Annotated in this window: 21 protein-coding genes and 1 tRNA gene; 13 read left to right on the forward strand and 9 right to left on the reverse strand. The window is 63.7% G+C overall.

From position 1 onward, the window contains the following. Positions 1–25 precede the first annotated feature (25 nt). The 3 genes from LZ012_RS18185 to cobA form a co-directional block, all read right to left on the reverse strand. Positions 26–110 (reverse strand) — tRNA-Leu (locus LZ012_RS18185). Between the two features lie 25 nt (positions 111–135). Continuing rightward, complete coding sequence (locus LZ012_RS18190) at positions 136–534, reverse strand: Rap1a/Tai family immunity protein (RefSeq protein ID WP_275712348.1); 399 nt, start codon at positions 532–534, stop codon at positions 136–138. Further along, a complete protein-coding gene (gene cobA, locus LZ012_RS18195; RefSeq protein ID WP_275712349.1) occupies positions 531–1295 on the reverse strand; it encodes a uroporphyrinogen-III C-methyltransferase in 765 nt (254 codons plus the stop codon). Before cobA ends, LZ012_RS18190 begins: the two co-directional genes overlap by 4 nt. A gap of 258 nt (positions 1296–1553) precedes the next feature. On the opposite strand from cobA, the gene LZ012_RS18200 reads away from it, so the two are divergent. From LZ012_RS18200 to infA, 10 genes are all read left to right on the forward strand, one after another. Next, the gene (locus LZ012_RS18200) at positions 1554–3239 is read left to right on the forward strand and encodes a cytochrome D1 domain-containing protein (protein ID WP_275712350.1); all 1686 of its coding nucleotides are present in this window, start codon (positions 1554–1556) and stop codon (positions 3237–3239) included. A gap of 116 nt (positions 3240–3355) precedes the next feature. Next, positions 3356–4189, forward strand: a complete 834-nt coding sequence (locus LZ012_RS18205; protein ID WP_275712351.1) for an ethylbenzene dehydrogenase-related protein — start codon at positions 3356–3358, stop codon at positions 4187–4189. A 7-nt stretch (positions 4190–4196) separates the two neighbouring features. Then, positions 4197–4547 (forward strand): plastocyanin/azurin family copper-binding protein, encoded by a 351-nt coding sequence (locus LZ012_RS18210; RefSeq protein WP_275712352.1) that lies wholly within the window; start codon positions 4197–4199, stop codon positions 4545–4547. Then, positions 4534–4851 carry a c-type cytochrome gene (locus LZ012_RS18215; protein ID WP_275712353.1) on the forward strand — a complete coding sequence of 106 codons (318 nt, stop codon included), beginning with the start codon at positions 4534–4536 and terminating at the stop codon, positions 4849–4851. The genes LZ012_RS18210 and LZ012_RS18215 overlap by 14 nt, the downstream gene beginning before the upstream one ends. 7 nt (positions 4852–4858) lie before the next feature. Continuing rightward, entirely contained in the window at positions 4859–6022 is a 1164-nt protein-coding gene (locus LZ012_RS18220) for a cytochrome D1 domain-containing protein (protein ID WP_275712354.1), read from the forward strand. Beyond that, positions 6022–6990 carry a siroheme decarboxylase subunit beta gene (gene ahbB / locus LZ012_RS18225; RefSeq protein ID WP_275712355.1) on the forward strand — a complete coding sequence of 323 codons (969 nt, stop codon included), beginning with the start codon at positions 6022–6024 and terminating at the stop codon, positions 6988–6990. Before LZ012_RS18220 ends, ahbB (LZ012_RS18225) begins: the two co-directional genes overlap by 1 nt. Then, positions 6983–7441: an AsnC family transcriptional regulator gene (locus LZ012_RS18230; protein ID WP_275712356.1), complete on the forward strand. Its 459-nt coding sequence runs from the start codon at positions 6983–6985 to the stop codon at positions 7439–7441. The genes ahbB (LZ012_RS18225) and LZ012_RS18230 overlap by 8 nt, the downstream gene beginning before the upstream one ends. Next, positions 7438–7914, forward strand: coding sequence for a siroheme decarboxylase subunit beta (gene ahbB / locus LZ012_RS18235; protein ID WP_275712357.1), 477 nt, complete (start codon positions 7438–7440; stop codon positions 7912–7914). The genes LZ012_RS18230 and ahbB (LZ012_RS18235) overlap by 4 nt, the downstream gene beginning before the upstream one ends. A 269-nt stretch (positions 7915–8183) precedes the next feature. After that, positions 8184–8387, forward strand: coding sequence for a cold-shock protein (locus LZ012_RS18240; protein ID WP_150429357.1), 204 nt, complete (start codon positions 8184–8186; stop codon positions 8385–8387). 85 nt (positions 8388–8472) lie between these two features. Beyond that, complete coding sequence (infA, locus tag LZ012_RS18245; protein WP_275712358.1) at positions 8473–8730, forward strand: translation initiation factor IF-1; 258 nt, start codon at positions 8473–8475, stop codon at positions 8728–8730. Positions 8731–9137: 407 nt separating this feature from the next. Here the strand turns inward: infA and LZ012_RS18250 are convergent, their stop codons facing one another. The 6 genes from LZ012_RS18250 to LZ012_RS18275 form a co-directional block, all read right to left on the reverse strand. Beyond that, entirely contained in the window at positions 9138–12158 is a 3021-nt protein-coding gene (locus LZ012_RS18250; protein WP_275712359.1) for an EAL domain-containing protein, read from the reverse strand. Continuing rightward, positions 12155–13174 carry a cytochrome-c peroxidase gene (locus LZ012_RS18255; RefSeq protein ID WP_275712392.1) on the reverse strand — a complete coding sequence of 340 codons (1020 nt, stop codon included), beginning with the start codon at positions 13172–13174 and terminating at the stop codon, positions 12155–12157. Before LZ012_RS18255 ends, LZ012_RS18250 begins: the two co-directional genes overlap by 4 nt. Positions 13175–13332: 158 nt before the next feature. Then, on the reverse strand, positions 13333–15921 hold the full coding sequence (gene cphA / locus LZ012_RS18260; RefSeq protein ID WP_275712360.1) for a cyanophycin synthetase: 2589 nt from the start codon (positions 15919–15921) through the stop codon (positions 13333–13335). Between the two features lie 16 nt (positions 15922–15937). After that, the gene (locus LZ012_RS18265) at positions 15938–18181 is read right to left on the reverse strand and encodes a cyanophycin synthetase (protein ID WP_275712361.1); all 2244 of its coding nucleotides are present in this window, start codon (positions 18179–18181) and stop codon (positions 15938–15940) included. 141 nt (positions 18182–18322) lie between these two features. Next, positions 18323–18805 carry a cyanophycin metabolism-associated DUF1854 family protein gene (locus LZ012_RS18270; protein WP_275712362.1) on the reverse strand — a complete coding sequence of 161 codons (483 nt, stop codon included), beginning with the start codon at positions 18803–18805 and terminating at the stop codon, positions 18323–18325. A gap of 3 nt (positions 18806–18808) precedes the next feature. Continuing rightward, positions 18809–21091 (reverse strand): cyanophycin metabolism-associated ABC transporter, encoded by a 2283-nt coding sequence (locus LZ012_RS18275; RefSeq protein WP_275712363.1) that lies wholly within the window; start codon positions 21089–21091, stop codon positions 18809–18811. A 199-nt stretch (positions 21092–21290) separates the two neighbouring features. Here LZ012_RS18275 and nirJ point away from each other — a divergent pair, with 199 nt between their 5' ends. The 3 genes from nirJ to LZ012_RS18290 all read left to right on the forward strand — a co-directional run bounded on the left by nirJ (position 21291) and on the right by LZ012_RS18290 (position 24571). Further along, the gene (gene nirJ, locus LZ012_RS18280) at positions 21291–22430 is read left to right on the forward strand and encodes a heme d1 biosynthesis radical SAM protein NirJ (RefSeq protein ID WP_275712364.1); all 1140 of its coding nucleotides are present in this window, start codon (positions 21291–21293) and stop codon (positions 22428–22430) included. Continuing rightward, the gene (locus LZ012_RS18285; protein ID WP_420839553.1) at positions 22427–23998 is read left to right on the forward strand and encodes a cytochrome D1 domain-containing protein; all 1572 of its coding nucleotides are present in this window, start codon (positions 22427–22429) and stop codon (positions 23996–23998) included. Before nirJ ends, LZ012_RS18285 begins: the two co-directional genes overlap by 4 nt. 114 nt (positions 23999–24112) lie before the next feature. Beyond that, entirely contained in the window at positions 24113–24571 is a 459-nt protein-coding gene (locus LZ012_RS18290; protein ID WP_275712365.1) for a MaoC family dehydratase, read from the forward strand. Positions 24572–24583 lie beyond the last annotated feature (12 nt).

The raw sequence follows: 24583 nt of genomic DNA on the forward strand, positions 1-24583 counted from the left end.
CGGAAAGCCGTTTTATTTTTATAACTGGTGCCCCGGGCCGGACTCGAACCGGCACACCTTTCGGCGGCGGATTTTGAATCCGCTGCGTCTACCGATTCCGCCACCGGGGCAATCGGAGGCCGGATTATCCCTGAATCACTTCTTCGGTTCAAGCGCTTCGCTACATGGAAAGGCTTTGGCCAGCGCGCCGGCGACAAGGGTAGCGGTACTCATGGTGGTGTTCGGCGGTACCCGCTCGACGTGGATGGTCACGGCGCGCACCAGGCGCATCGACAGATCCGGATCGTTGGGCAGGCAGAAGGCGTTGAGCTTGACCGCGACCTTTTCGGCCAGATAGTCGCTGACCGCGTAACCATCGGCGAAGCCGGCGACGTAGGCGATGCAGCGGGCACTGCGGATCGAGTGGATAGGATCGCTGCTCTTTTGCTTGGCGTACATTTCTTCAGCCGCCTGGCAGTCGCCGCGCAGTTCGTCCGGGGAATAGGCGTGGGCGTGCGCGGCAAAGAGGGCGGCGATGAGCCACAGGTATTTCATTGCTTTTCGAACCAACTGAGCTTTTCGTGCAAGCCGACGACGCTGCCGACCACGATCAAAGCCGGCGGCTTGATGCCTGATTCGGCGATACGATGCGGTAAGGTGCCCAGCGTGCCGAGCACGGTCTGCTGGTCAGCCTGGGTGCCGTTGCGGACCACGGCGGCCGGCGTGAGCGACGGCAGTCCGTGATTGATCATCTGCCGGCAGATTTCGGCGGCGGCACCGATGCCCATGTAGAACACGACCGTCTGGTTGGGGCGGGCGAGGCCGGGCCAGTCCAGATTGACCGTGCCGTCCTTGAGGTGACCGGTAACGAAGGTGACTGCCTGGGCGTGTTCGCGATGGGTCAGCGGAAAGCCGGAATAGGCGGCGCAGCCCGCCGCTGCGGTCACGCCGGGGACGACTTCGAAGGGTACGCCGGAGGCGGCCAGGGTTTCGAGTTCTTCGCCGCCGCGCCCGAAAATGAAGGGGTCGCCCCCCTTGAGGCGAACGACGGACAAGCCTTCACGGGCCAGTTCGACCAGCAACTGGTTGATGTCGCCCTGCGGCATGGTGTGCTTGGACGATTCCTTGCCAGCGTAGATGACGTGTGCGTCGGCACGGGCCAGATCCATGATGCCGCTACCGACAAGATGGTCGTACACGAGGGCGTCGGCTTGCGAAATCAGGCGGGCCGCCTTGATGGTCAGAAGCTCGGGGTCACCAGGGCCGGCGCCGACCAGCCAGACCTTTCCGCCTTGCAGTTTCGATGGATTGTTCATGGATTCTCTCTGCCTTTGGGCGGCCATCCTAATGCGGTAAGCCGCCCCTGCCAATAGCGGACATCAACGATTTGATGGTTGGTAGTTAAAAAGTATTAGTAGCATAGTTATATGTGTCTATATCTCGTTGAATGCAAAGAAATTCGCATGGAGAAAAGATTGATGAGTATCAAGGATGGTAAAGGCGCTCCGGCGCAACCTAGCGGACATCGCGTCAGGGGGTTATGGCGCGAACTATTTCGTTCTAGGAGAGGAAAGATGAAAAGATCTGTAGTGGGAATGATCGCCTTGACCGCCATGGCTGCCGCCATGGGTTCCGCCTTTGCCCAGGAAGCTGCCAAGGCCGCTCCCTCGATGACGGCAGCCGAGAAGGAACAGGCCAAGAAGATTTATTTCGAGCGTTGCGCCGGCTGTCACGGCGTGCTGCGCAAGGGCGCCACCGGCAAGAACCTCGAGCCGCACTGGACCAAGAAGGACAAGGACGGCAACGTCACCGAAGGCGGTACCCTCAAGCTCGGCCAGCAGCGTCTGGAAAAGATCATCGGCTACGGCACCGACGGCGGCATGGTGAACTTCGACGACATCCTGACCAAGGAAGAGTTGACGCTGATGGCCAAGTACATCCAGAACACCCCGGATGTGCCGCCGGAATACAGCTTCAAGGACACAATGGATTCCTGGAAGATCATCGTTCCGGTCGATCAGCGTCCGAAGCAGCAGATGAACAAGATCAACCTGAAGAACGTCTTCTCGGTCACCCTGCGTGACACCGGCGAAGTCGCTCTGATCGACGGCGACACCAAGGAAATCGTCAGCATCGTCAAGACCGGCTATGCCGTGCATATCTCGCGCCTGTCCGCTTCCGGCCGCTATGTGTACGTGATCGGCCGTGACGGCCGCCTGTCGCTGATCGACCTGTGGATGGAAAAGCCGGCAGTCGTGGCTGAAGTCAAGATCGGCTTCGATGCACGTTCCGTCGATACCTCCAAGTTCAAGGGCTTCGAAGACAAGTACGCCGTGGCCGGCTCCTACTGGCCGCCCCAGTACGTGATCATGGACGGCGACACCTTGAAGCCGCTGAAGGTCGTTTCCACCCGCGGCATGACCGTCGATGGCGAATACCATCCGGAACCGCGCGTCGCCTCCATCGTCGCTTCCTTCACCAAGCCGGAATGGGTCATCAACATCAAGGAAACCGGCCAGATCCTGTTGGTCGATTATTCCGACATCAAGAACCTGAAGACCACCACTATCGGTTCCGCCAAGTTCCTGCATGACGGCGGCTGGGATGCTTCCAAGCGTTACTTCCTGGTGGCGGCCAACGCCTCCAACAAGATCGCCGCGGTCGATACCAAGACCGGCAAGCTGGCTGCCCTGGTCGATGTCGCCAAGATCCCGCACCCGGGCCGTGGCGCCAACTTCGTCCATCCGAAGTTCGGTCCCGTCTGGGCCACCGGCCACCTCGGTGCCGACGTGGTGACCCTGATCTCGACGCCGTCCGACGACAAGAAGAACGCCAAGTTCAAGGAATACAACTGGAAGGTCGTCCAGGAAGTGAAGCACGTGCCGGGCAACCTGTTCGTCAAGACCCATCCGAAGTCCAAGAACCTGTGGGCCGACTCGCCGCAGAACCCGGACAAGGATCTGGCCGAATCGGTCTCCGTCTGGGATATGTCCGACCTGTCCAAGCCGAAGGCCATCCTGAACGTGGCCAAGGATTCCGGCCTCCCGGCAACCAAGGCGACCAAGCGCGCCGTGCATCCGGAATACTCGGCTGACGGCAAGGAAGTCTGGATCTCGCTGTGGGGTGGCAAGACCGACCAGTCCGCCATCGTGGTTTATGACGACGCCACGCTCAAGCTGAAGAAGGTGATCACCGATCCGAAGATGATCACGCCGACCGGCAAGTTCAACGTCTACAACACCCAGCACGATATCTACTGATCGACTGTTGATTGTTTGATGTGACTTAAAGCTACGGGGGCGCAAGCCCCCGTAGCATATGTAACGGCAATAATCTTCCAGTTAAGTTACGTATCAATTTTGTGGAGACAACCACGATGAGCAAGAATTTCGTTTCACTGGCTGTGGCAGGCGCCTTCCTGGCTTTGGGCGCGCAGTCCGCCATGGCGGCTCCGGACTGGGCCAAGGTCGGCAAGAGCAATATTCACGTATTCCATCCGGGCGCATCGCCGATCGAGTGGCTGCAGGGCAAGGGCGAGCACAGCGGGGCGAGCGGCCTGAAGAAGGGCGAAGCCTGTGCCGGTTGCCACATCGAGGACGGCAAGCTGAGCCTCGATACCAAGCGCCTAGCCAGCAAGGAAATGGAGCCCAAGGGCGCCCCGAAGACCCTGACCTACCCGGTCACGGTGCAGGCTGCCTACGACGCCACCAATCTCTACGTGCGTCTGACCTTCAAGGCACCGACGGGTGGTTTCGACCATTCCGACAAGGACAACGAAGTCAAGGCCACCATCATGTTCCCGAACGACAAGGTGCCGCTGGGTGACCAGGCCGGTTGCTGGTCGGCCTGTCACGAAGATGCCAAGGGCATGCCGAAGGGCAAGGAAAAGACCAAGTATGTCTCGGCCGGTGCGCTGGACCTGATCCAGTGGAAGAGCAGCGGCAAGTCGGTCGACGGCTTCGTCGCCGACAAGCGCAACATGGAAGGCGGCAAGGCCGGCGCCTCGGCCGAAGGCGCCAAGGCGGGCGATACCTACACCGTCACCTTCACGCGCAAGCTGGCCGGTAACGCCGTGCTGGCCCCGGGCAAGGCCGTGCCGTTCGGCATCGCCATCCACGCCGACAACGCCGCCGGCCGTTTCCATCACGTCTCCTTCGGCCAGACCATCGGCCTGGGTACTGACGGCGACGTGAAGGCTGCCAAGCAGTAAATCCCGCATGCCCTCCGGAATCACGATGCAGTCCGGTTGGCCAGTGCTGAAAGGAGCGCCGCTGTTGCTGGCGCTCCTTTCTTTTTCTGCCGCGGCGCAGACGGTTGCCGAGGTGACCATCGCCGGCTACCAGTTTCAGCCGGCCGAGGTCAGCATCAAGGTCGGCGATAGCGTGCGGTGGACCAATCGCGAAAAGCGGACCAGCCATTCGGTGCTCTTCCCGGCCGAAGGCGGGCTGGAGTCCGAACGGATGTTTCCCGACGAAAGCTGGGAGCGCCGCTTCGAGCAGGCCGGACGTTACGACTATCATTGCGGTCCGCATCCGGAAATGAAAGGTGTTGTCGTTGTCGGCGAGTAAGGTCGTATGGGGTTTGTTGTTGCTGGCGACGGCCGCGTGGGCCGCGGAGCCCGATGCGCAGCGACAGAAGGAACTGGTCCATCTGGTGCGCCAGGATTGCGGCTCCTGTCACGGCATGACGCTGAAAGGCGGGCTGGGGCCGGCACTGTTGCCGGAAACCTTGCGCGACAAGCCGGTCGAAGGACTGGTGGCGACCATTTATTATGGCCGCCCGGGAACGCCGATGCCGCCCTGGAAGCAATTCATGTCCGAAGCCGAGGCGGCCTGGATAGTCGATAAACTGATGACGAAATTCCCCGAGTGAGAATCCGATGCGCCTGCTGCTGAGTCTGTTCCTCGCCCTGTTGCTCAATGCCTGTGCCGGCCCACAAGTGCGGGGTACGGGCGATCTTGGCCTGATCATCGAACGCTCGTCGGGCTACGTCACGCTGGTCAATACCACATCGCGCCAGCCGTATGCCCGCATCGGCGGCCTGGGCGATCTGTCGCACGCCTCCGCCGTCTATTCGCGTGATGGCCGCTATGCCTTCATCTTCGGCCGCGACGGCGGGCTGACCAAGATCGATCTGCTCGAAGCGAAAATCGTCAAGCGCGTCATCCAGTCCGGCAACGCTATCGGCGGCTCGATTTCGCAGGATGGCCGCATCGTCGTCGCCCAGAACTACACACCGGGCGGCATCAAGGCCTTCGATGCCGAAACCCTGGAACTGCTCTCCGAAGTACCGGCCGAACATGCGCCGGGGCAATTCTCCAAGGTGGTCGGCCTGGCCGATACGGCCGGCAACAAGTTCGCCTATGCGCTGTTCGAGGGCGGCGAAATCCGCATCACCGATTTCAGCGATCCGAAACAGCCGAAGACCCAGCGCTTCCCGGCCGGCAGCCAGCCCTACGATGGCCTGGTGACGCCGGATGGGCGCTATTTCATGGCCGGCCTGTTCGGCGAGGACGGCATCGCCCTGCTCGACCTGTGGCAGCCGGAAAAGGGCGCCCGCAAGATTCTCGAAAAATACGGCCGCGGCGAGGAAAAGCTGCCGGTGTTCAAGATGCCGCACCTGCGCGGCTGGTCGGTGGCGCAGGGCAAGGCCTACCTGCCGGCGATCGGCCGCCACGAGGTGCTGGTCGTTGATGTCGCGACCTGGAAGGAAGTCGGCCGCATTCCGGTGCGCGGCCAGCCGGTATTCGTCATGGCTCGCCCCGACGGGCGCCAGATCTGGGTCAATTTCGCCTTCCCCGACAATGGCAAGGTTGATGTCATTGATACCCTGGCCGGCCAGGTGGTGCATCGCATGGAGCCGGGAAAGGGCATCCTGCACATGGAATTCGCGCCGCGCGGCGAGAACGTCTGGCTCTCCGCGCGCGACGACAACAAGGTGGTGATCTACAACACCGAAAACTTCGCCAAGCTGGGCGAAATCCCGGCCGACAGCCCGTCCGGCATCTTCTTCACTTCGCGCGCCGCGCGCATCGGCTTCTGATGGACGACACCTTAGACTTTCACCTGCTGAACGACTTTCAGCGCGATTTTCCGCTCTGCCCGGCGCCGTTTGCCGAATTGGCCTCGCGCCTGGGGGTGGCCGAAAAGCTGGTGCTCGGCCGCCTCGACAACCTGCGCCGCGAAGGCAAGATCTCGCGGGTCGGCGCCGTCTTCGCCCCCAAGCGCATCGGCGCCTCGACCCTGGCCGCCATGGCGGTGCCGCCGGAAAAACTGGAAGCGGTGGCCGCAGCGGTCAATCGCTTTCCCGAGGTCAATCACAACTACGAGCGGGAGCACCGCTACAACCTGTGGTTCGTCGTCACCGCCGCCAGCGAAGGCCGTCTGCAGGCAACGCTGGGCGCCATCGCGCAGGCCGCCGGTTATCCGCTGATGCCCTTGCCGCTGCTCGAGGAATTCCATATCGATCTCGGTTTCTCGCTGGCCGGCGAAGCGAAGAAGAATGTCGCCGCCGCCCGGCCGGTGGCGCCGGCCCAGCCCATCGGCGAGATCGAACGACGGCTGATTTCCGTGCTGCAGGAAGGCCTGCCCATGTTCATCCGGCCTTTCCAGCTGATTGCCAGCCGCGTCGGCAGTTCGGAGAGCGAAGTGCTCGGCCGTATCCGCCGGTGGCTGGAAGAGGGGGCGATCAAGCGTTTCGGCGTCGTCGTCCGCCATCACGAACTGGGCTACCGGGCCAATGCCATGCTGGTGCACGACATTCCCGACGACCGGGTCAGCGACATGGGCCGCGCCCTGGCCGAAGAGCCGGCCGTGACCCTGTGCTACCGCCGGCCGCGCTGCCTGCCGGAGTGGCCGTACAACCTGTTCTGCATGATCCATGGCCGCGAGCGCGGCGAGGTCGAGGCGACCATCGCCGACCTGCGCCGCCGCCACGGCCTGGAAAGCTGCGCCCATGAAACCCTCTTTTCGCTGACGCGCTTCAAGCAGAACGGGGCGCGTTATGCCTGAATTGTCAGCGTTGGATCGCCGGATACTGGCCACCTTGCAGGGCGATTTCCCGATTTGCGAGCAGCCCTACGCCGCGGCGGCCGCCCAGCTCGGCATCGGCGAAAGCGAGTTGCTCGAGCGCCTGCAGCAGTTGTTGGCCGACAAGGTGCTGACCCGTTTCGGGCCGATGTTCCAGATCGAGGAAATGGGCGGCGCCTTCGTGCTGGCGGCGCTGGCCGCACCGGAGGAGCGCTACGAAGAGGTGGCGAGCCAGGTTAATGCCCTGCCGCAGGTGGCCCACAACTATCGGCGCGAACACGCCTTGAACATGTGGTTCGTGCTGGCCACGGAAAGCAAAGCGGGGATAGCCGAAGCCATCGCCCGTATCGAACACGACACCGGCTTGCCGGTCTATGCCTTCCCGAAGGAACGGGAATATTTCGTCGAAATGAAGCTGGAGGCCAGGCTGTGATCGATCAAACCGACCGCGCCCTGATTGTCGCCACCCAGGGCGGCCTGCCGCTGGTACCGCGGCCTTATGCGGCCATTGCCGAGCAGCTGGGGATCGGTGCCGACGAAGTCATGCAGCGTTTGCGCAACATGGTCGAATCCGGAGTGATACGCCGTATCGGCGCAGTGCCCAACCACTACGCCATCGGCTGGACGGCCAATGGCATGACGGTATGGGACGTCGCCGACGAACAGGTGGACGCACTCGGCGCCGTGGTCGGCGGGCTCGATTTCGTCACTCATTGCTACCGCCGGCCGCGCGCCATGCCGGCTTGGCCGTACAACCTGTTCGCCATGGTGCATGGGGCTTCGCGTGACGAATGCGCCGCCAAGGCAGCCGAAATCCGCGCACTGCTCGGTGCTGCCTGTGGGGGCAGCGATATCTTGTATTCGACCCGTATTCTGAAGAAGTCCGGGCTACGCATCGGCAGCTAGTGGTCGCGGCTATGGCCGGAAGGTGCGTGAACGCGGTTTCCGGGCACTGGCCGGTTCGGTTCGGGAAATTTTCCGGCGGGACGCGGAATTCGTTTGCTATCTGGGGCAATAGTGCGTATTGTGCACTGCAGCGAATTTCAAGTAGTGTAGTCGTCTTGTTGGTTTAGTTCCCGTAGTTCTGCGGCGCCATTCCCCCCATTCTTACCTCGCCGTCTTGATCTCGCCCCACCCAGGGGCTATGCCCCGTAACTGTTTCGGAGATTCAAGATATGGCACAAGGTACCGTCAAGTGGTTTAACGATTCCAAAGGTTTTGGCTTCATCACCCCCGATGGTGGTGGCGAAGACCTGTTCGCGCATTTTTCGGCCATTCAGTCGCAAGGTTTCAAGACCCTGGCCGAAGGTCAGCGCGTCAGCTTTGAAGTGACCACCGGCCCGAAGGGCAAGCAAGCCAGCAACATCCAGGCTGCTTAAGTTTTTGAAGCGGGCCCGTTCGGCGCCCGTTTTCCTCGTGGTCTGACGCCTGTCAGACCACCTCATCCCCTGAATGGAGGCCGCCATGGCCAAAGAAGAATTGCTCGAGATGCAAGGCGTCGTTTCGGACGTAATGCCCGACTCACGCTTTCTCGTCACCCTGGAAAATGGTCATTCGCTCGTTGCCTACACTGCCGGCAAGATGCGCAAGCACCACATCCGCATTCTGGCCGGTGACAAGGTGACGCTCGAACTGTCACCGTATGACCTGAGCAAGGGGCGTATCACCTTCCGGCACATTGAGGGACGTACTCCCGTAGCACCTCGGGTCAAGCGTTTTTGACCAAGGTGAAAATTGAATACTGAATGAATATAGAACAAGAAAGAGCGCAGGCTCGCAAACTGTGCAAGGATTTGAGCATTACCGTATTGCCGTATGGAAATGCCTGGTGGTTGCTTGGCAATGGCATCAATCAGGTAGTTGGAGAGCTGGCAGGATTATCGCCAGACCGTCTGGGTCGATTTCTCGTAACCCAACGTTAAGCGTGAACTGGCACAAGCCGGAAATTCCGCCGATGTGGAGTTGTTAGCGAGCGGTCTGCGAGGTCGGTGTAGAGGCATCGCTTGCCAGATACCTTCATACCGATGAAACGAATTAAAAGCCCGGCACAAGCCGGGCTTTTTCGTTGGGGGATAGTACTGAGCAGTAACCATCGGGTGGTTAGGTTACTGCGATGCGTTGAGCAAGATTCAGGTATGGACCAGCGGCTGGGCGCTGCTCTCGATCTGCAACTGGTGCAGGATGGCCAATACCTCGTCGCGGGTGGCAAGCAGCCCGGGAAGCAGGGCGCGCGCCTCGCCGGTCTTGCCGTCGCGCCAGCAGATGTCGATGGCGTCGGCAATCCGGTGCAGGCGGCGGTGCGGCGCCTCGATCGCCTGAAAGGCCGGCAGGCGTTTGCAGAAGCCGGCGCCTTCGCTGGCCAGCCATTGGCCGAACTGGCACTGGCGATAATCATGCACGCGCCGGTGCGGCGGCGCCTGATCGTGCTCGAGCGCGAAGGCTAGCTGCTCGACCCAGCTGCGATGCGCGACTTCGGCGATCAGCAAGGGATAGACCGTTTCGTCCCACTTGATGTCGCTGATCGTCCGCCATTCCGCCGGCGCTTGCCACTGCCTGGCCCAGTCGGCGAAGGCGTCGCCCGGCATCGGTTTGGCGATGCCGAACCCCTGGGCACGGTCGCACCCGAGCTGGATCAGGAAGCGGCCGTGTTCGACGGTTTCCACGCCTTCGGCGATGACTTCGCGCTGGAAAGAGCGGGCCAGGCCGATCACGCTGCGCACGATCACCAGGTTGTGGCTGTCGTTGAGGATTTCCCGGACAAAGCTCTGGTCGATCTTGATGGTCTCGGCGGGCAGACGCTTCAAGTAAGTCAGCGACGAATAGCCGGTGCCGAAGTCGTCGAGCGCGAAGCGGATGCCCAGCTGGCGGCACTCATCGATAACGCGCGAACTCTTGACCACGTCTTCGAGGGCGGCCGTTTCGAGAATTTCCAGCTCGAGGCGATGGGCGACTTCGGGGTGCAGGTAGAGGATGGCTTTCAGCTTCTCTATAAATTCCGGCGCCTGCAACTGCCGGGCCGCGATATTGACGCTGACCGGGATGGCGAAGCCGGCCGCCTGCCACGTTTCCATCTGCTGAAGGGCGGATTCGATGACCCAGTCGCCGATCAGCTTGATCAGGTCGTCGTCCTCGATCAGCGGCAGGAAATCGACCGGCGGCAGCAGGCCGCGTTCCGGGTGCTGCCAGCGGATCAGCGCTTCGGCACCGATCACCGTGCCCTGCCGGAGATCGACCTTGGGCTGGTAGTAGAGACGGAATTCCTGGTTGTCCAGCGCCTGTTCGATACGCAGGTAACGATCCTGGCGGCTGCGCTTGAACTTGTCCTGTTCGGTATCGAACAGGTGGCAGGAATTCTTGCCCGCCTCCTTGGCGTGGTACATCGCCTGGTCGGCGTGGCGCAACAAGGTGTCGGGGTCGGCGTCGTCGTTGGGGAACAGGGTGATGCCCATGCTGGCCGAGATGGAGATATTGCCCGGCACCTGGGTCAGTGGCGTGGAGATCAGCTGCAGGATGCGCAGCGCCGCCTCGCGGGCTTCGGCATGGCCGTCGATATCGTGCAGGAGCAGGACGAATTCGTCGCCGCCCAGGCGGGCCACGGTGTCGCCGCCACGCAGGGCACCCTGCAGGCGGCGGGCGATCTCGATCAGCACCTTGTCGCCGGTCAGGTGGCCCCAGGTATCGTTGATCGGCTTGAAACCGTCGAGATCGAGATAGCAGATGGCAATCGACGTGCCGGTGCGCCGCGCCTGGGCGATGCCCTGGCCGAGGCGGTCGGCGAGCAGGACGCGGTTGGGCAGTTCGGTCAGGGCGTCGTAATAGGCGAGTTGGGTGAGCTGCTGTTCCTGCGCCTTGATGCGGCGGATGTCGGCGAAGACGGCGACGTAGTTGCTCAATTTGCCTTCCGCGTTACGGACGGCGGAAATCGACAGCAGTTCGGGATAGATGTCGCCGAACTTGTTGCGGTTCCAGATTTCGCCGCGCCAACTGCCGGTTTCGCGGATGCTCTGCCACATCGCCTGGTAGAAGGCCTCGTCGTGGCGGCCGGATTTGAACATGCGCGGGCTGCGGCCGATGACTTCGTCGCGCTCCCAGCCGGTGATGCGGGTGAAGGCCGGGTTGACGTCGAGAATCATGCCGTCGGCGTCGGTCAGCGTGATGCCGTCGTGCGCGCTGCGGAAGGCGGTGGCGTGCAGCGACAGCTGCTTTTCGACGGCCAGTTGCGCGGCATAGCGGGCACTGAGTTCGCGGTGGGCGCGGCTCAGCGACTGGCGGGTGCGCTCGAGGCGGAAGATGAACCAGGCGAGAAAGGCAGCGAGCAGGATGGCCTCGGCGTAGAGCAGGCTACGGTAGCGGCCGGCCCGGGCCGATGCCTGGTCATGGGCGCGGGCGTAGTCGAGGAACAGCTTTTCCATTTGCTGGCGGCTGCCCAAGGCGACGATTTCCTGCGTCAGGCGATCAAGGTCGAGCAGGTGCTGGGTGATCTGCTCGCCGTGTACCAGCAGGTTGGCGATCGCCTCGCCGGCCGCCGCGGCCTGCGGTTGGGCGCGCAACTGCTGGACATGCCGGGCGACGCGCAGGCTGCCTTCGATGCTGGGCGTGCGTGTGAAGGCGAGCATGGCGCGGACGTAGTGCTCCGTCTGCTGGCGCAGAGCAGGCCGCAGGGTCAAGGCCGGGCGTTCGAGCAGCTCTTCGGCGGCCACCGGGAAATAGGCCTGCGAATTGCGCAATACGGCGTTCTCGCGCTTGAAGCGGTCGATCAGTTCGGCTTTGCGGCCGACGGTGCGGGCGAGATCGGCAGCCTCGCGGCCGATCGACTCGCGCGCCGCCGGATCGAGAAAGGCCGGCGGGTGCTGGATGGTGCGCACGATACTTTCGGCTTGGCCGATCCGCTCGGTCAGGGCGTCGTAGTTGCGCACCAGCTCCAGGCGGTTGGCCAGCAGTTCGCCATCGACCAGAGTGTCGATCTCGCGCAAATCGCGTAGCCGGCGGGTGTAATCGGCATGGCTCTCCGGGGAGACGGCGGCGGAGTTGACGAAGGTCCAGGTCAGCAAGGCGATGCAGAGCAGCGCGCCGAGCACGGTCCACGGTCCGCTGATCCCGATATGCCATGGATTGCGGTCTTCCGGCTGGTTCAGGTCGGGCGCGTTCATTCGAGAACCTTGCCTTGCCATTCGCCGGTCAGCGTACCGAGGAAGGCGACGATGGCATGCACGTCGTCGTTCGACAACTGGCGCCCAAGCTGGTAACGGCCCATGACCATGACCGCTTCTTCCAGGGTTTTGGCCGAGGCATCGTGGAAGTAAGGGGCGGTCAGCGCGACGTTGCGCAGCCCCGGCACCTTGAAGACATGGCGGTCCTCCGCCTTGCCGGTGACGTTGAAGCGGCCGAGGTCGGCTGTGTTCTCGGGGCGTCCGCGAAAATAGTCGGCCATCACGCCGAAGCGCTGGTACATATTGCCGCCGATGCCGACCCCCTGGTGGCAGCTGGCGCAGCCGAGTTCGAGGAAGCGCCGGTAGCCGTGCTGTTCCTGGTCATTCAGCGCATTGCCGTCGCCGAGCAGGAAGCGGTCGAAACGGCTGTTCGGCGTGGTCAGCGTCCGTTCGAAAGCGGCGATGGCATCGGTGATCGCTTCGCTGCTGATGCCAGCCGGGTAGAGTCTGGCGAAGGCGCTGCGATAGCTATCGTCCTGCAGCAGCTTGGCGATGACTTGCGGCCAGCTGGAGTCCATTTCGAGTGGGTTGTGCACCGGGCCGGCGGCCTGCTCTTCCAGCGTGGCGGCACGGCCATCCCAGAACTGGACGAAATTGAGGCTGGCGTTGAATACGGTCGGCGCATTGATCGGCCCGAGCTGGCCGCCGACGCCGATGGAGACCGGCTTGCGGTCGATGCCGCCGTGGCTCAGGTCATGGCAAGTAGAGCAGGAAAGGGTGTCGTCCCGCGACAGGCGAGGTTCGAAAAAGAGGCGCTGGCCGAGTTCTGCCTTGGCCGACAGCGGGGCGGCAGCGGCGAGCAGCGGGCGCAAGGCCTGATGTTCCCATTTTACCGGGATGGCCGGCAGGGCAGCCTCGGGTGCTTCGGCGACGTCGTGGGGCGATAGGGCCCATCCGAAAACGAGCAGAAGAAGCACGGCAAGCAACAGGGAAGCGAGAATGCGGACCGCTTTCATATCCACATTATATCGGCCGGCTATGACTTTCAGCATATGACGAGCGGTATTCCCGGCGTCAAAGCGTGAATTTCCAGACAATTTGTAGGGTTTTTCCGTTTCCGGGTCGTCAAAGCAAAAAGCCCGGCGTGTGCCGGGCTTTTTGTCGGGGTGCCGGATCAGGCTGCTTCCGCGATGCGCCGCGTGATATGGGCCAGCGCCTCCTCGACCTGGTCGATCAGGATCAGGCACAGGTCCCCCGGTTGCAGGCGTTCCAGCGCCAGATCGATGGCCTTGAATTCGCCGGTGATCTGGTCGATGCGCTTGGTGCGCTTGGCGTGCTTCAGTCCGTCGCGGAGCAGGGCGACGACTTCGCCGTCTTCCCGGCCGCGCTGGCAGGCGTCCTGGTAGAGGATGGCATCGTCGAAGGCTTGGCCGAGGATTTCGGTCTGCTGGCGGATGTCGTCGTCGCGCCGGTCGCCGGCACCGCTGATGACCACCGAGCGGCGCACCGACTTCATGCCTTCGACGGCCTGGACCAGGGCCTGCATGGCATCCGGGTTGTGGCCGTAGTCGGCGATCAGCGTCGCACCCTTGTAGTCGAAGACGTTGAAGCGGCCGGGGGCGGTGGCGGCGTCGCTGACGAAGCCGGCCAGCGCCTTTTCGATCACCGCCCAGTCGAGGCCCAGGGCCCAGCCGGTGGCCGTGGCGGCCATGGCGTTCTCGACCTGGAAGCCGATGCTGCCGTTGCGGGTCAGCGGAATGGCGGAGAACGGAATGCGGTAGCTCTTGCGGCCTTCCTGGCAGACGATGCCTTCGTCGTTGGCATAGACGACGCGCTTGTTCTGGGCGCGGTGGGTGGCGAGCACCGGGTTGGCCTTGTCGCGGGCGAAGAAGGTGACGTTGCCGGGGCAGTGCGCCGCCATGCGGGTGACCTGCGGGTCGGCCGCATTGAGCACGGCCATGCCCTTGGGCGAAACGTTCTCGACGATGACGCGCTTGACCACGGCCAGCTCGTCCACCGTCGTGATGTAGTTGAGGCCGAGGTGGTCGCCGATGCCGATATTGGTCACCACGGCGACATCGCACATGTCGAAGCCGAGGCCTTCGCGCAGCACGCCGCCGCGGGCGGTCTCGAACACCGCGGCATCGACGTCCGGATGCATCAGCACGTTGCGCGCGCTGCGCGGGCCGGAGCAGTCGCCGTTGTCGATCTGCCGGCCTTCGATATAGACGCCGTCGGTGCTGGTCATGCCGACGCGTTGGCCGTTGGCCTCGAAAATGCGGCCGATCAGGCGGCTGGTGGTCGTCTTGCCGTTGGTGCCGGCGATGGCGACGACCGGGATGCGGGCGTTTTCGGGTTTTCCGTTGGGGCCATTGGGGAACATCATGCCGACGATGGCTTCGCCGACGGCGCGGCCCTTGCCGAAGGACGGGTCGAGGTGCATGCGCAGGCCGGGGGCGGCATTGACTTCGACGATGCCGCCGCCCTGGTCTTCCAGCGGCTTCAGGATGGTGTCGCACACCACGTCGATGCCGGCGATGTCGAGGCCGACCGTCTGGGCGGCAGCGACTGCGGCGGCGGCGAGGTCGGGATGGACGTCGTCGGTGACGTCGGTGGCGGTGCCGCCGGTGGACAGGTTGGCGTTGTTGCGCAGGATGACGCGCACGCCGCGGCCGGGCACGGTGTCGGCGGTGAAGCCTTGCTGGGCCAGGCGGGCGACGGCGATATCGTCGAAGCGGATCTTGGTCAGCGAGGTGGCGTGGCCGTCGGAGCGGCGCGGATCGCTATTGACGATATCGACCAGCTGGCGGACGGTGTGCGTGCCGTCGCCGATGACCAGCGGCGGATCGCGGCGGGCGGCGGCGATCAGCTTGTCGCCGATGACCAGCAGGCGCCAGTCGTGGCCGGGCAGGTATTTCTCGACCATGATGTCGTCGCGGAACTCGATGGCGACGCGGTAGGCCTTGCGCACCTGTTCCTCGGTGGTCAGATTGACCGAAATGCCCTTGCCCTGGTTGCCGTCCTGCGGCTTGACGACGACCGGCAGGCCGACTTCCTGGGCGGCGACCCAGGCGTCGTCCTCGTCATCGACCGGGCGGCCGTAGGGCACGGCGACGCCGGAGGCATGCAGCAGCTTCTTGGTCAGTTCCTTGTCCTGCGCGATCGATTCGGCGATGGCGCTGGTGAAGCTGGTTTCGGCGGCCTGGATGCGCTTCTGCTTGCTGCCCCAGCCGAACTGGACCAGGCTGCCCTGGGTCAGGCGACGGAAGGGAATGCCGCGGGCCTGGGCAGCCGCCACGATGGCGCCGGTGGACGGGCCGAGGCGGATGTCTTCGTCGAGGTCGCGCAATTCCTTCAGCGTGCCGTCGAGGTCGAACGGTGTGTCGTTGAGGGCGGCCAGGCAGAGCTTTTCGGCGTATTCGAAAGCCAGGCGGCCGACATCCTCTTCCGAGTATTCGACGACGACCTGGTAGATGCCGGCCTCGACCGTCTGCGTCGTCCGGCTGAAGGTCACCGGGCAGCCGGCTTGGGCCTGCAGGCCGAGGGCGCAGAATTCGAGGGCGTGAGCCATCGACACGGTATCGAGGTGATCGGACGGGATCAGGTCGCCCAACTCCGGAAAGCGCTCGCGCAGGCGGGTTTCGAAGCCGGGCAGGTTGGCGATGGCCACTTCGTCGCCATTGCAGCTGACGATGGCCTGGATGGCGGTGTGGCGGCTCCACAGGTTGGGGCCGCGCAGGGCACGAATGCGGGAAACGTCCATGACGCGATGTTCCTTGTTATTTTTGCAGTACCGCGCGCAGCGGCTTCTTGGCCTGGATCGGCAACAGGATCTCGGGGTCCGGCAGGTCGAGGCCGATCGTCTTGACGCCGGTGGCGATGACTTCCAGGGTCAGGCCCAGCGCCCAGCCGGCGGCGACGGCGGCCAGCACGTTCGCGATGTCGTCCGGATTCTTGCCCTTGCCGATCAGTGGTACGTCACCGAGGCGGCAAATGCGCGTTTCGTCGTTCCCTGTACGCAGGATGATGCGACCGTCGGCGACGGTAACGCCGCGCTTGCCGGCGGCGAAATGCTCGGCCAGCTTCAGGCAGGACGGATCGCCGGTGAAGAAGATGACCTCGCCGTCGCACAGCTCGGCCATGTCGGCGACCATCGGGTCGGAGGCGTTGAGCACGGCGTAGCCGGACGGCAGTACGACGTCGACCTGGGTGCGATAGGTCGAGCGGTGGGTGGTGTAGTACTCGCCGCCGGTCGGCTGGACGTCCCAGCGCGACAGTTCTTCATCGGCGGGTACGATGTTGGTGATGATGCCGACCGAGCAGCGGTCGTAGGCCAGGCCTTCGCCGAGGATGACCTTGGCGCCGTTTTCGATCACCGCAGCCTCGACGGCGCGGTTGAGGAGCAGGCGATGGCCGGCCGCCCAGTTCTCGGCGTCGGTCTTCTGCACCTGGCGGCGGTCGAGGAACAGGCCGTCGCTGCAGGCCAGGCCGGTCTTGCTGCCGGACAGGTAGAGCAGGTGGGCGACCAGCTTGGCGACGGCAGTCTTGCCGTGCGTGCCGGTGACGCCGACCAGCGGGATACGGCCGGTCTGGTTGGCGGAGAACAGGTTGTCCACGATGGCCTGGCCGACCGGGCGCGGCTTGCCGACGCCGGGCTTGATGTGCATGAGCAGGCTGGGGCCGGCATTGACTTCGACGATGGCGCCGCCCTGGGCGGCCAGCGGCTTCGAGATGTCCTGGCAGACCAGGTCGATGCCGGCGATGTCGAGACCGACGACGCGGGCGGCCAGCGAAGCGATGGCGGCGGTATCGGGATGGACTTCGTCGGTGCAGTCGAAGGCGTGGTTGGCGTTGCGCTGGATCAGCACTTCGCGGTCGGTTTCCGGCACGCTGTCGGCGGTCAGCTTCTGGCGGTCGAGTTCCATCTGGGCCGCGGTGTCGATGCGGATGATGGACAGCGGATGCAGTTCGGTCGTGCCGCGGCGCGGGTCGATGTTGATCTGGCTGTCGATCAATTCCTGTACGGTCGATTTGCCGTCGCCGGTCACGGTAATCAGGTCGCTGCGGTTGGCGGCGACCAGCTTGCCGCCGATAACCAGCAGGCGGTGCTCGATGCCCTGGATCGAGCGTTCGACCAGCACGCCGGAGCCTTCCTCGACGGCGATGGCGTAGGCCTTGCGTACGTCGTCGGCGCTCTTCAGGTCGATGAACACGCCACGGCCATGGTTGCCGTCGGTCGGCTTGACGACCACCGGGAAGCCGATGTCGTCGGCGGCTTCGCAGGCGTCGTCGGCATTGTCGACCTCGCGGCCTTCCGGCACCGGCACGCCGACCGAGGAAATCAGTTCCTTGGTCAGGTCCTTGTCGCGCGAAATGGTTTCGGCGATGGCGCTGGTGCTGTCGGTTTCGGCCGTCCAGATGCGGCGCATGGCGGCGCCGTAACCGAGTTGGACCAGGTTGCCGTCATCGAGCAGGCGGATGTGCGGAATCTTGCGCGCTTCGGCGGCATTGACGATGGCGGCGGTGGACGGGCCGAGGTACTTGCGGTCGACCTTGCGGCGCAGCGGCTTGATCGCTTCGGCGACGTCGAAGGACTCGTCGTGGATGGCGGCAAGCAGCAGTTCGCGGCCGATTTGCAGCGCCAGGCGGGTGCATTCCTCGTGGAAGTTGCTGACTACCAGCTTGTAGACGCCGCGCGTCGTCGTTTCGCGGGTGCGGCCGAAGCCGTCGGGCAGCCCGGCCAGGGTCATCAGTTCGAGCGTCACGTGCTCAAGGATGTGGCCGGCCCAGGTGCCTTCCTGCAGGCGGCGCAGGAAACCGCCGCGCTCGTCGTAGTTGCAGCGGTGCTCGACCAGCGACGGCAGCCAGGCCGTCAGGCGCTCGTAGAGGCCGGGAATCTTGTTGGAGGGGTAGTCTTCGAGTTCCCCGATGTCGATCCAGCTTTCGATGGACGGCGGATAGGTCCAGATGCTCGGGCCACGCAGTGAAATCATGTCCCGAAAGATGATGTCCTTTTTCTTCATGCTCTTGGCTTATGCTCCGTTGGCCGGCAGTGATGAATGTCTAATTTCAGCATTATTAACGTTTTCACGCCGTTTGCGGCTGACGGCTGTGCAAAATTGTCACACTCCCGTACAGGCCGTTACACGGCGGGAAGCGGACCGCTACAGGAAGCGGTCGAGCAGCTTGCGACTTTGCTTGTCCAGCTTGCTCAGGTCGCGGACCAGGAACTGAATGCCGTTGGCGTCGGCGATCAGCAGGCGGGTCTGTGACAGGCGGCGGATGTCTTCTTCGCCCTTGAGGCGCAGTTCGGCTGCGCCGCGGTCGGTTTCCACCTGCCAGGTACTCGGGCAGGCGAAGCTCGATACTTCGCTGATGCGGGCGATTTCCGGCACGAAATCGCGGCTGCGCAGGTCGCTTTCGATCACGTCGCGGATGGCCGGCGGCAGGTCGGCGATGCGCTCGACCCAGCCCACTTCATGGCCTTCGAAATTGATCAGCGACAGGCCTTCGTCGGGGGCGGCGATGGGAAAGGCGCGCACCGGGGTCACCCCTTCGTGGCGCTGGCCCTCGGCATCGGTGAGAACCAGGCGGCCGAAATTGTCGCAATGGAGTTGGAAATTGACGTTGGTCATGGCTCGGTCCATGGCTTACTCCGCGTGGGCTTTCGGTAGTTCGGGGGCGCGCTGCAGCGTGTCCTCGGTATCGACGTTACGGGCCTGGGCCATGTAGAGCTTGTAGTAGTGGCCTTCGGCGTCCATCAGCTGGTCGTGGTTGCCGATTTCGACAATGCGGCCGCGATCCATGACGACCAGCCGGTCGGCCTTGCGCAGGGTGCTCAGGCGGTGGGCGATGGCGATGGTGGTGCGGCCCTTGACCAGATTGTCGAGCGCTTTCTGGATTTCCTTCTCGGTCTCGGTATCGACCGCCGAGGTCGCTTCGTCGAGGATCAGGATGCGCGGGTCGATCAACAGGGCGCGGGCGATGGAAATGCGCTGGCGCTCGCCGCCGGACAGGCCCTGGCCGCGTTCGCCGACCAGCGAGTCGTAGCCGTGCGGCAGGCGCAGGATGAATTCGTGGGCATGGGCGGCGCGGGCGGCGGCAATGATTTCCTGGCGCGTCGCGTCCGGCTTGCCGTAGGCGATGTTGTCGGCGATGGTGCCGAAGAACAGGAAAGGTTCCTGCAGCACGAGGCCGATGTGGCTGCGGAATTCGGCGACCGGCACCGAGCGCACGTCCACGCCGTCGATCAGCACCTGGCCTTCGGACACGTCGTAGAAGCGGCAGATCAGGTTGACCAGCGTCGACTTGCCGGAGCCGGAATGGCCGACCAGCCCGATCATCTCGCCCGGGCGGATGACCAGGTCGACGTCGCGGGTGACGGCGCGCGTGCCGTAGCGGAAGCCGGCCTTCTTCAGCTCGATCTGGCCGGTGACGCCGGACAGGTGCACCGGGTTGCTCGGTTCGGGAACGCTGGAGACGTGGTCGAGGATGTCGAAGATGCGCTTGGTGCTTGACGCGGCGCGCTGGGTGGCCGACACGATGCGGCTCATCGAGTCGAGGCGGGTGTAGAAGCGGCCGATGTAGGCGAGGAAGGCGGTGAGCACGCCGACCGTGCTCGAACCCTTGGAAATCTGCCAGATGCCGAAAATCCACACGACGAGCAGGCCGACTTCTGTGAGCAGCGTGACCGTCGGCGTGAACAGCGACCAAGTCTTGTTCAGCTTGTCGTTCATCTGCAGGTTGTGCTCGTTGGCGGCACGGAAGCGGTCGCCCTCGCGCTTTTCCTGGGCGAAGGCCTTGACGACGCGGATGCCGGGAATGGTGTCGGCCAGCACGTTGGTCACTTCGGCCCACACGCGGTCGATCTTCTCGAAGCCGGTGCGCAGCTTTTCGCGGACGAAGTGGATCATCCAGCCGATGATGGGCAGCGGCAGCAGGGTGACCAGCGCCAGCCACGGATTGATCGAGAACAGGATGACGGCCGTCATCACGATCATCAGCAGGTCGGTGGCGAAGTTGAGCAGATCGAGCGACAGGAAGATGTTGATGCGGTCGGTCTCGTTGCCGATCCGTGCCATCAGGTCACCGGTGCGCTTGCCACCGAAATATTCGAGCGACAGGCCGAGCAGGTGTTCATAGGTGGTGGTGCGCAGGTCGCGGCCGATGCGCTCGGAAACCAGCGACAGGATGTAGGTGCGGATCCAGCCCAGCGCCCAGGCGAGCAGCGCGGCGCCAAGCAGGCCGCCGAGGTACATCGACACCAGGCCCCAGTCGATCGGCTGGCCGTTCTGGAACGGAATCAGCACATTGTCCATCAGCGGCATGGTCAGGTAGGGCGGGACCAGCGTCGCGGCGGTCGAGGCCAGGGTCAGGGCAAAGCCGAGGAACAGTTGCCAGCGGTAGGGGCGGGCGAAGCGCCACAGGCGGAACAGCGTCCACGTCGACGGCGCGGCGGTCGATTCGCGGTTGCAAATCGGGCATTCGTCCTCGCCCGGCGGTAGCGGGGTCTTGCATTTGGGGCAGACATCCTCGCTCGGGCGGACGACCGGCTGGCCGCTCGCCAGGCTGTCGCGATGCAGGTCGAATTCGGCGATGATGCGCAGGGCGGCCAGGTTGCGGGCCAGCGTATAGCGCCAGGTGGCCAGGCGCCCTTGTTCGTCGAGCAGTTCGAGGGTGCCGACGCCGGCATGGTCGTGATGATTGAGTTGCAGGCCGCCGCGCAGCGACCACTCCTGCCAATCGGCATGGCCGGCGCCGCGGGTCAGCAGGCGGCGGTCGGTGACGACGATCAGGCCGTCGGCGAATTTCAGGTTGTGGTCGAGATCGGTTTCCAGGCTGGCCTGCAGCCGTTCCCCCGCAGCCAACCGGGATTCCACGTCGGTCGCCCAGCGACCGGAAATGGCCGGCTCGTTGCCGACAATGCTTTGCACATTCGATGTCATCGAAAAAGTATACCGCTTATGGTTCTACCCCCGTTAACGGCTGAGCCGGCATCGCGATGACGCGGCGTGCCGTCAACCCGGAAATTCGCCTTGCCGGAAGCGGGTGGCTGGCATACCGTTGATGCACGTCAAGGCTGGCGGACGGTGCTTGCGTTGCAATAGCCACCACTAAAGACAAGGGCTTTTCATGTTCCGTATCTCCCAATACATGCAGGAAATCGCATCGCCGACGCCGCTCGGTCCCAAGCGCAATCCGCCGGGGCCGGTGGTGATCTGGAACCTGATCCGGCGCTGCAACCTGACCTGCAAACACTGCTATTCCATTTCGGCCGACACCAATTTCCCGGGTGAACTGACCACCGAACAGGTCTATACCGTCATGGACGACCTGCGCGGCTTCAATGTGCCGGTGCTCATCCTGTCCGGCGGCGAACCGCTGCTGCGGCCGGATATCTATGACATCGCCAAGCGCGCCAAGGCCAAGGGCTTCTACGTCGGCCTGTCGTCGAACGGCACGCTGATAGACGAGAGCAACATCGACAAGATCGCCGAGTGCGACTTCAACTACGTCGGCGTCTCGCTCGACGGGCTGGGTGCGACGCACGACAAGTTCCGTCGCCTGGATGGCGCCTTCGAGAAATCCCTGCACGGCATCCGCCTGTGCCGCGACCTCGGCCTGAAGATCGGCGTGCGCTTCACGATGACCCAGGACAATGCCCACGACCTGCCCGGCCTGCTGAAGCTGGTCGAGGACGAAGGCATCGACCGCTTCTATTTCTCGCACCTCAACTACGCCGGCCGCGGCAACAAGAACCGCAAGGACGACGCCCAGCACCAGCTGACGCGCTGGGCCATGGACCTCCTGTTTGACACCTGCCGGGATTACCAGCAGCGCGGCCTGGAGAAGGAATTCACGACCGGCAACAACGACGCCGACGGCGTCTATTTTCTGCACTGGGTGCGCCGGAACTTCCCGGAGCAGGCGGCGCATGTCGAGGCCAAGCTGCGCCAGTGGGGCGGCAACTCGTCGGGCGTCAATGTCGCCAATATCGACAACCTGGGCAATGTGCACCCGGATACCATGTGGTGGCATCACACCCTGGGCAACGTCAAGGAGCGGCCGTTTTCGCAGATCTGGCCGGATACTTCGGATGCGCTGATGGCCGGCCTCAAGCAGCACCCGCGGGCGGTCAAGGGACGCTGCGGCGAATGCGCCTACCTGCAGATCTGCAACGGCAACACCCGCGTCCGCGCCCAGCAGATGAGCAGCGACCCGTGGGCGGAAGATCCCGGTTGCTATCTGTCCGACGAAGAGATTGGTCTATGAGCTGGAAAATCCTGATCCCGGCCAGCTTTGCCGTCTACTTCCTGTTCGGCATGGCCAAGCTGGCCGAGGCGGCCGACGTGCAGGCCAATTTCAAGCAGCACTGCGCCGCCTGCCACGGGGCCGATCGCCTCGGCGGGCTGGGGCCGGCACTGCTGCCGGACAACCTTGCGCGGCTACGCAAGCCGGAAGCCGAGAAGGTCATTCGCGAGGGGCGGCCGGCAACGCAGATGCAGGGCTTCGGCGACAAGCTGTCGGCCGAGGAAATCAAGGCCCTGGTCGATTACGTCTACACGCCCATCCTGCCGGCACCAGCCTGGGGCGAGAAGGAAATCGGCGCGTCGCGCATCGTCTACGAAACACAGCCGCTGCCCGACAAGCCGGTATTCAAGGCTGATCCGCTCAACCTGTTTGTTGTCGTCGAAAGCGGCGATCACCATGTCTCGGTGCTCGACGGCGACAAGCTCGAACCCATCCATCGCTTCCAGTCGCGCTTCGCCCTGCACGGCGGACCGAAATTCACGCCGGACGGCCGCTACGTCTTCTTCGCGTCGCGCGACGGCTGGATCACCAAGTACGACCTGTGGAACCTGAAAGTAGTGGCTGAAGTGCGCGCCGGCATCAATACCCGCAACGCGGCGGTGTCCGGCGACGGCAAATGGGTGGCGGTGGCCAACTACCTGCCTCACAGCCTGGTCATCCTCGATGCCGACCTCAATCTCAAGAAAATCCTGCCGGTGGCCGACAAGGACGGCAAGGTTTCGTCGCGTGTCTCCGCGGTCTATGACGCCAGCCCGCGCCAGAGCTTCGTCGCTGCGCTGAAGGATGTGAAAGAGGTCTGGGAGGTCTCGTACAACCCGCAGGCCGACGACATCCCGGCCGGCATGATCCATGACTACAAGTACAAGGAAGGGGCTTTCGTGCCGGGTTTCCTGAACCCCAAGCGCACCCAGCTTGACGACTACCTCGACGACTTCTACTTCACCCAGGGCTATGACGAGGTTATGGGCGCCTCGCGCAACGACGCAAAGAGCGCGGTGAGCGGCCAAGTGGTCAATCTCGATGCGCGCAAGAAAATCGCCGACCTCGAACTACCCGGCATGCCGCACCTCGGTTCCGGCATTTCCTGGCAGTGGCAGGGCAAGACAGTGATGGCCACGCCCAACCTGAACGAAGGGCTGATCAGCATCATCGACATGAAGACCTGGCAGACCGTCAAGCAGATCAAGACGCGCGGCCCCGGCTTCTTCATGCGCAGCCACGAAAACAGCCGCTACGCATGGACCGATTCGATGATGAGCAAGGAGTTCAAGGACACCATGCAGATCATCGACAAGGACAAGCTGGAAATCGTCGCCGAACTGAAGCCCGAGCCGGGCAAGACCTTCGCGCACGTCGAGTTCACCCGCGACGGCAAGTACGTGCTGGCCAGCCTGTGGGAAATGGATGGCGCAATCATCGTCTACGACGCCGCGACGCTGCGGGAGGTGAAGCGTCTGCCGATGAAGAAACCGGTCGGCAAGTACAACGTGTGGAACAAGATCACCAAGTCGGAAGGCACCAGCCACTGAGCGAAGCGAGGACAGGGCGGCCGGTCTAACCAGCTGCCGGCAGCGCGCTGCGTTCGGCGCGGCACGGTATGCTGCCGATTTCCTGCCACAGCTGACCAGACTGGAGAAATGCCGATGAGCGAGCACTATCTTGAGGATTTCGCCGTAGGCCAAACCTTCGCCTCCGGCCGCTTACGGGTCGATGACGAGCAGATCAGGCGCTTTGCCGGCGAGTTCGATCCGCAGCCCTTCCATCTCGATGCCGAGACGGCACGCCAGACGATCTTCGGCGGCCTGGCGGCCAGTGGCTGGCATACGGCAGCGCTGACCATGCGCCTGCTCGTCGACAGTCCGTTCAGGCCGGCTGGCGGCATCGTCGGTGCCGGTATCGAAGAGTTGCGCTGGCCGCTCCCGGTGCGTCCGGGCGACGAATTGCGCGTCGAAAGCGAAGTGCTCGACGTGCGCCCGTCGAAGTCGCGCCCGGAGCAGGGCATGATCCGGGTGCGCACCACCACGCTCAATCAGAACGGCGAGGCGGTGCAGGTTTTTGTCGGCAATCTGGTGGTGCGGCGCCGATCGCCCGGATCGTCCTAAAAAGCGTTGAAA

The sequence above is a fragment of the Dechloromonas hankyongensis genome (assembly GCF_022012295.1).
Classification (GTDB): Bacteria; Pseudomonadota; Gammaproteobacteria; order Burkholderiales; family Rhodocyclaceae; genus Azonexus; species Azonexus hankyongensis.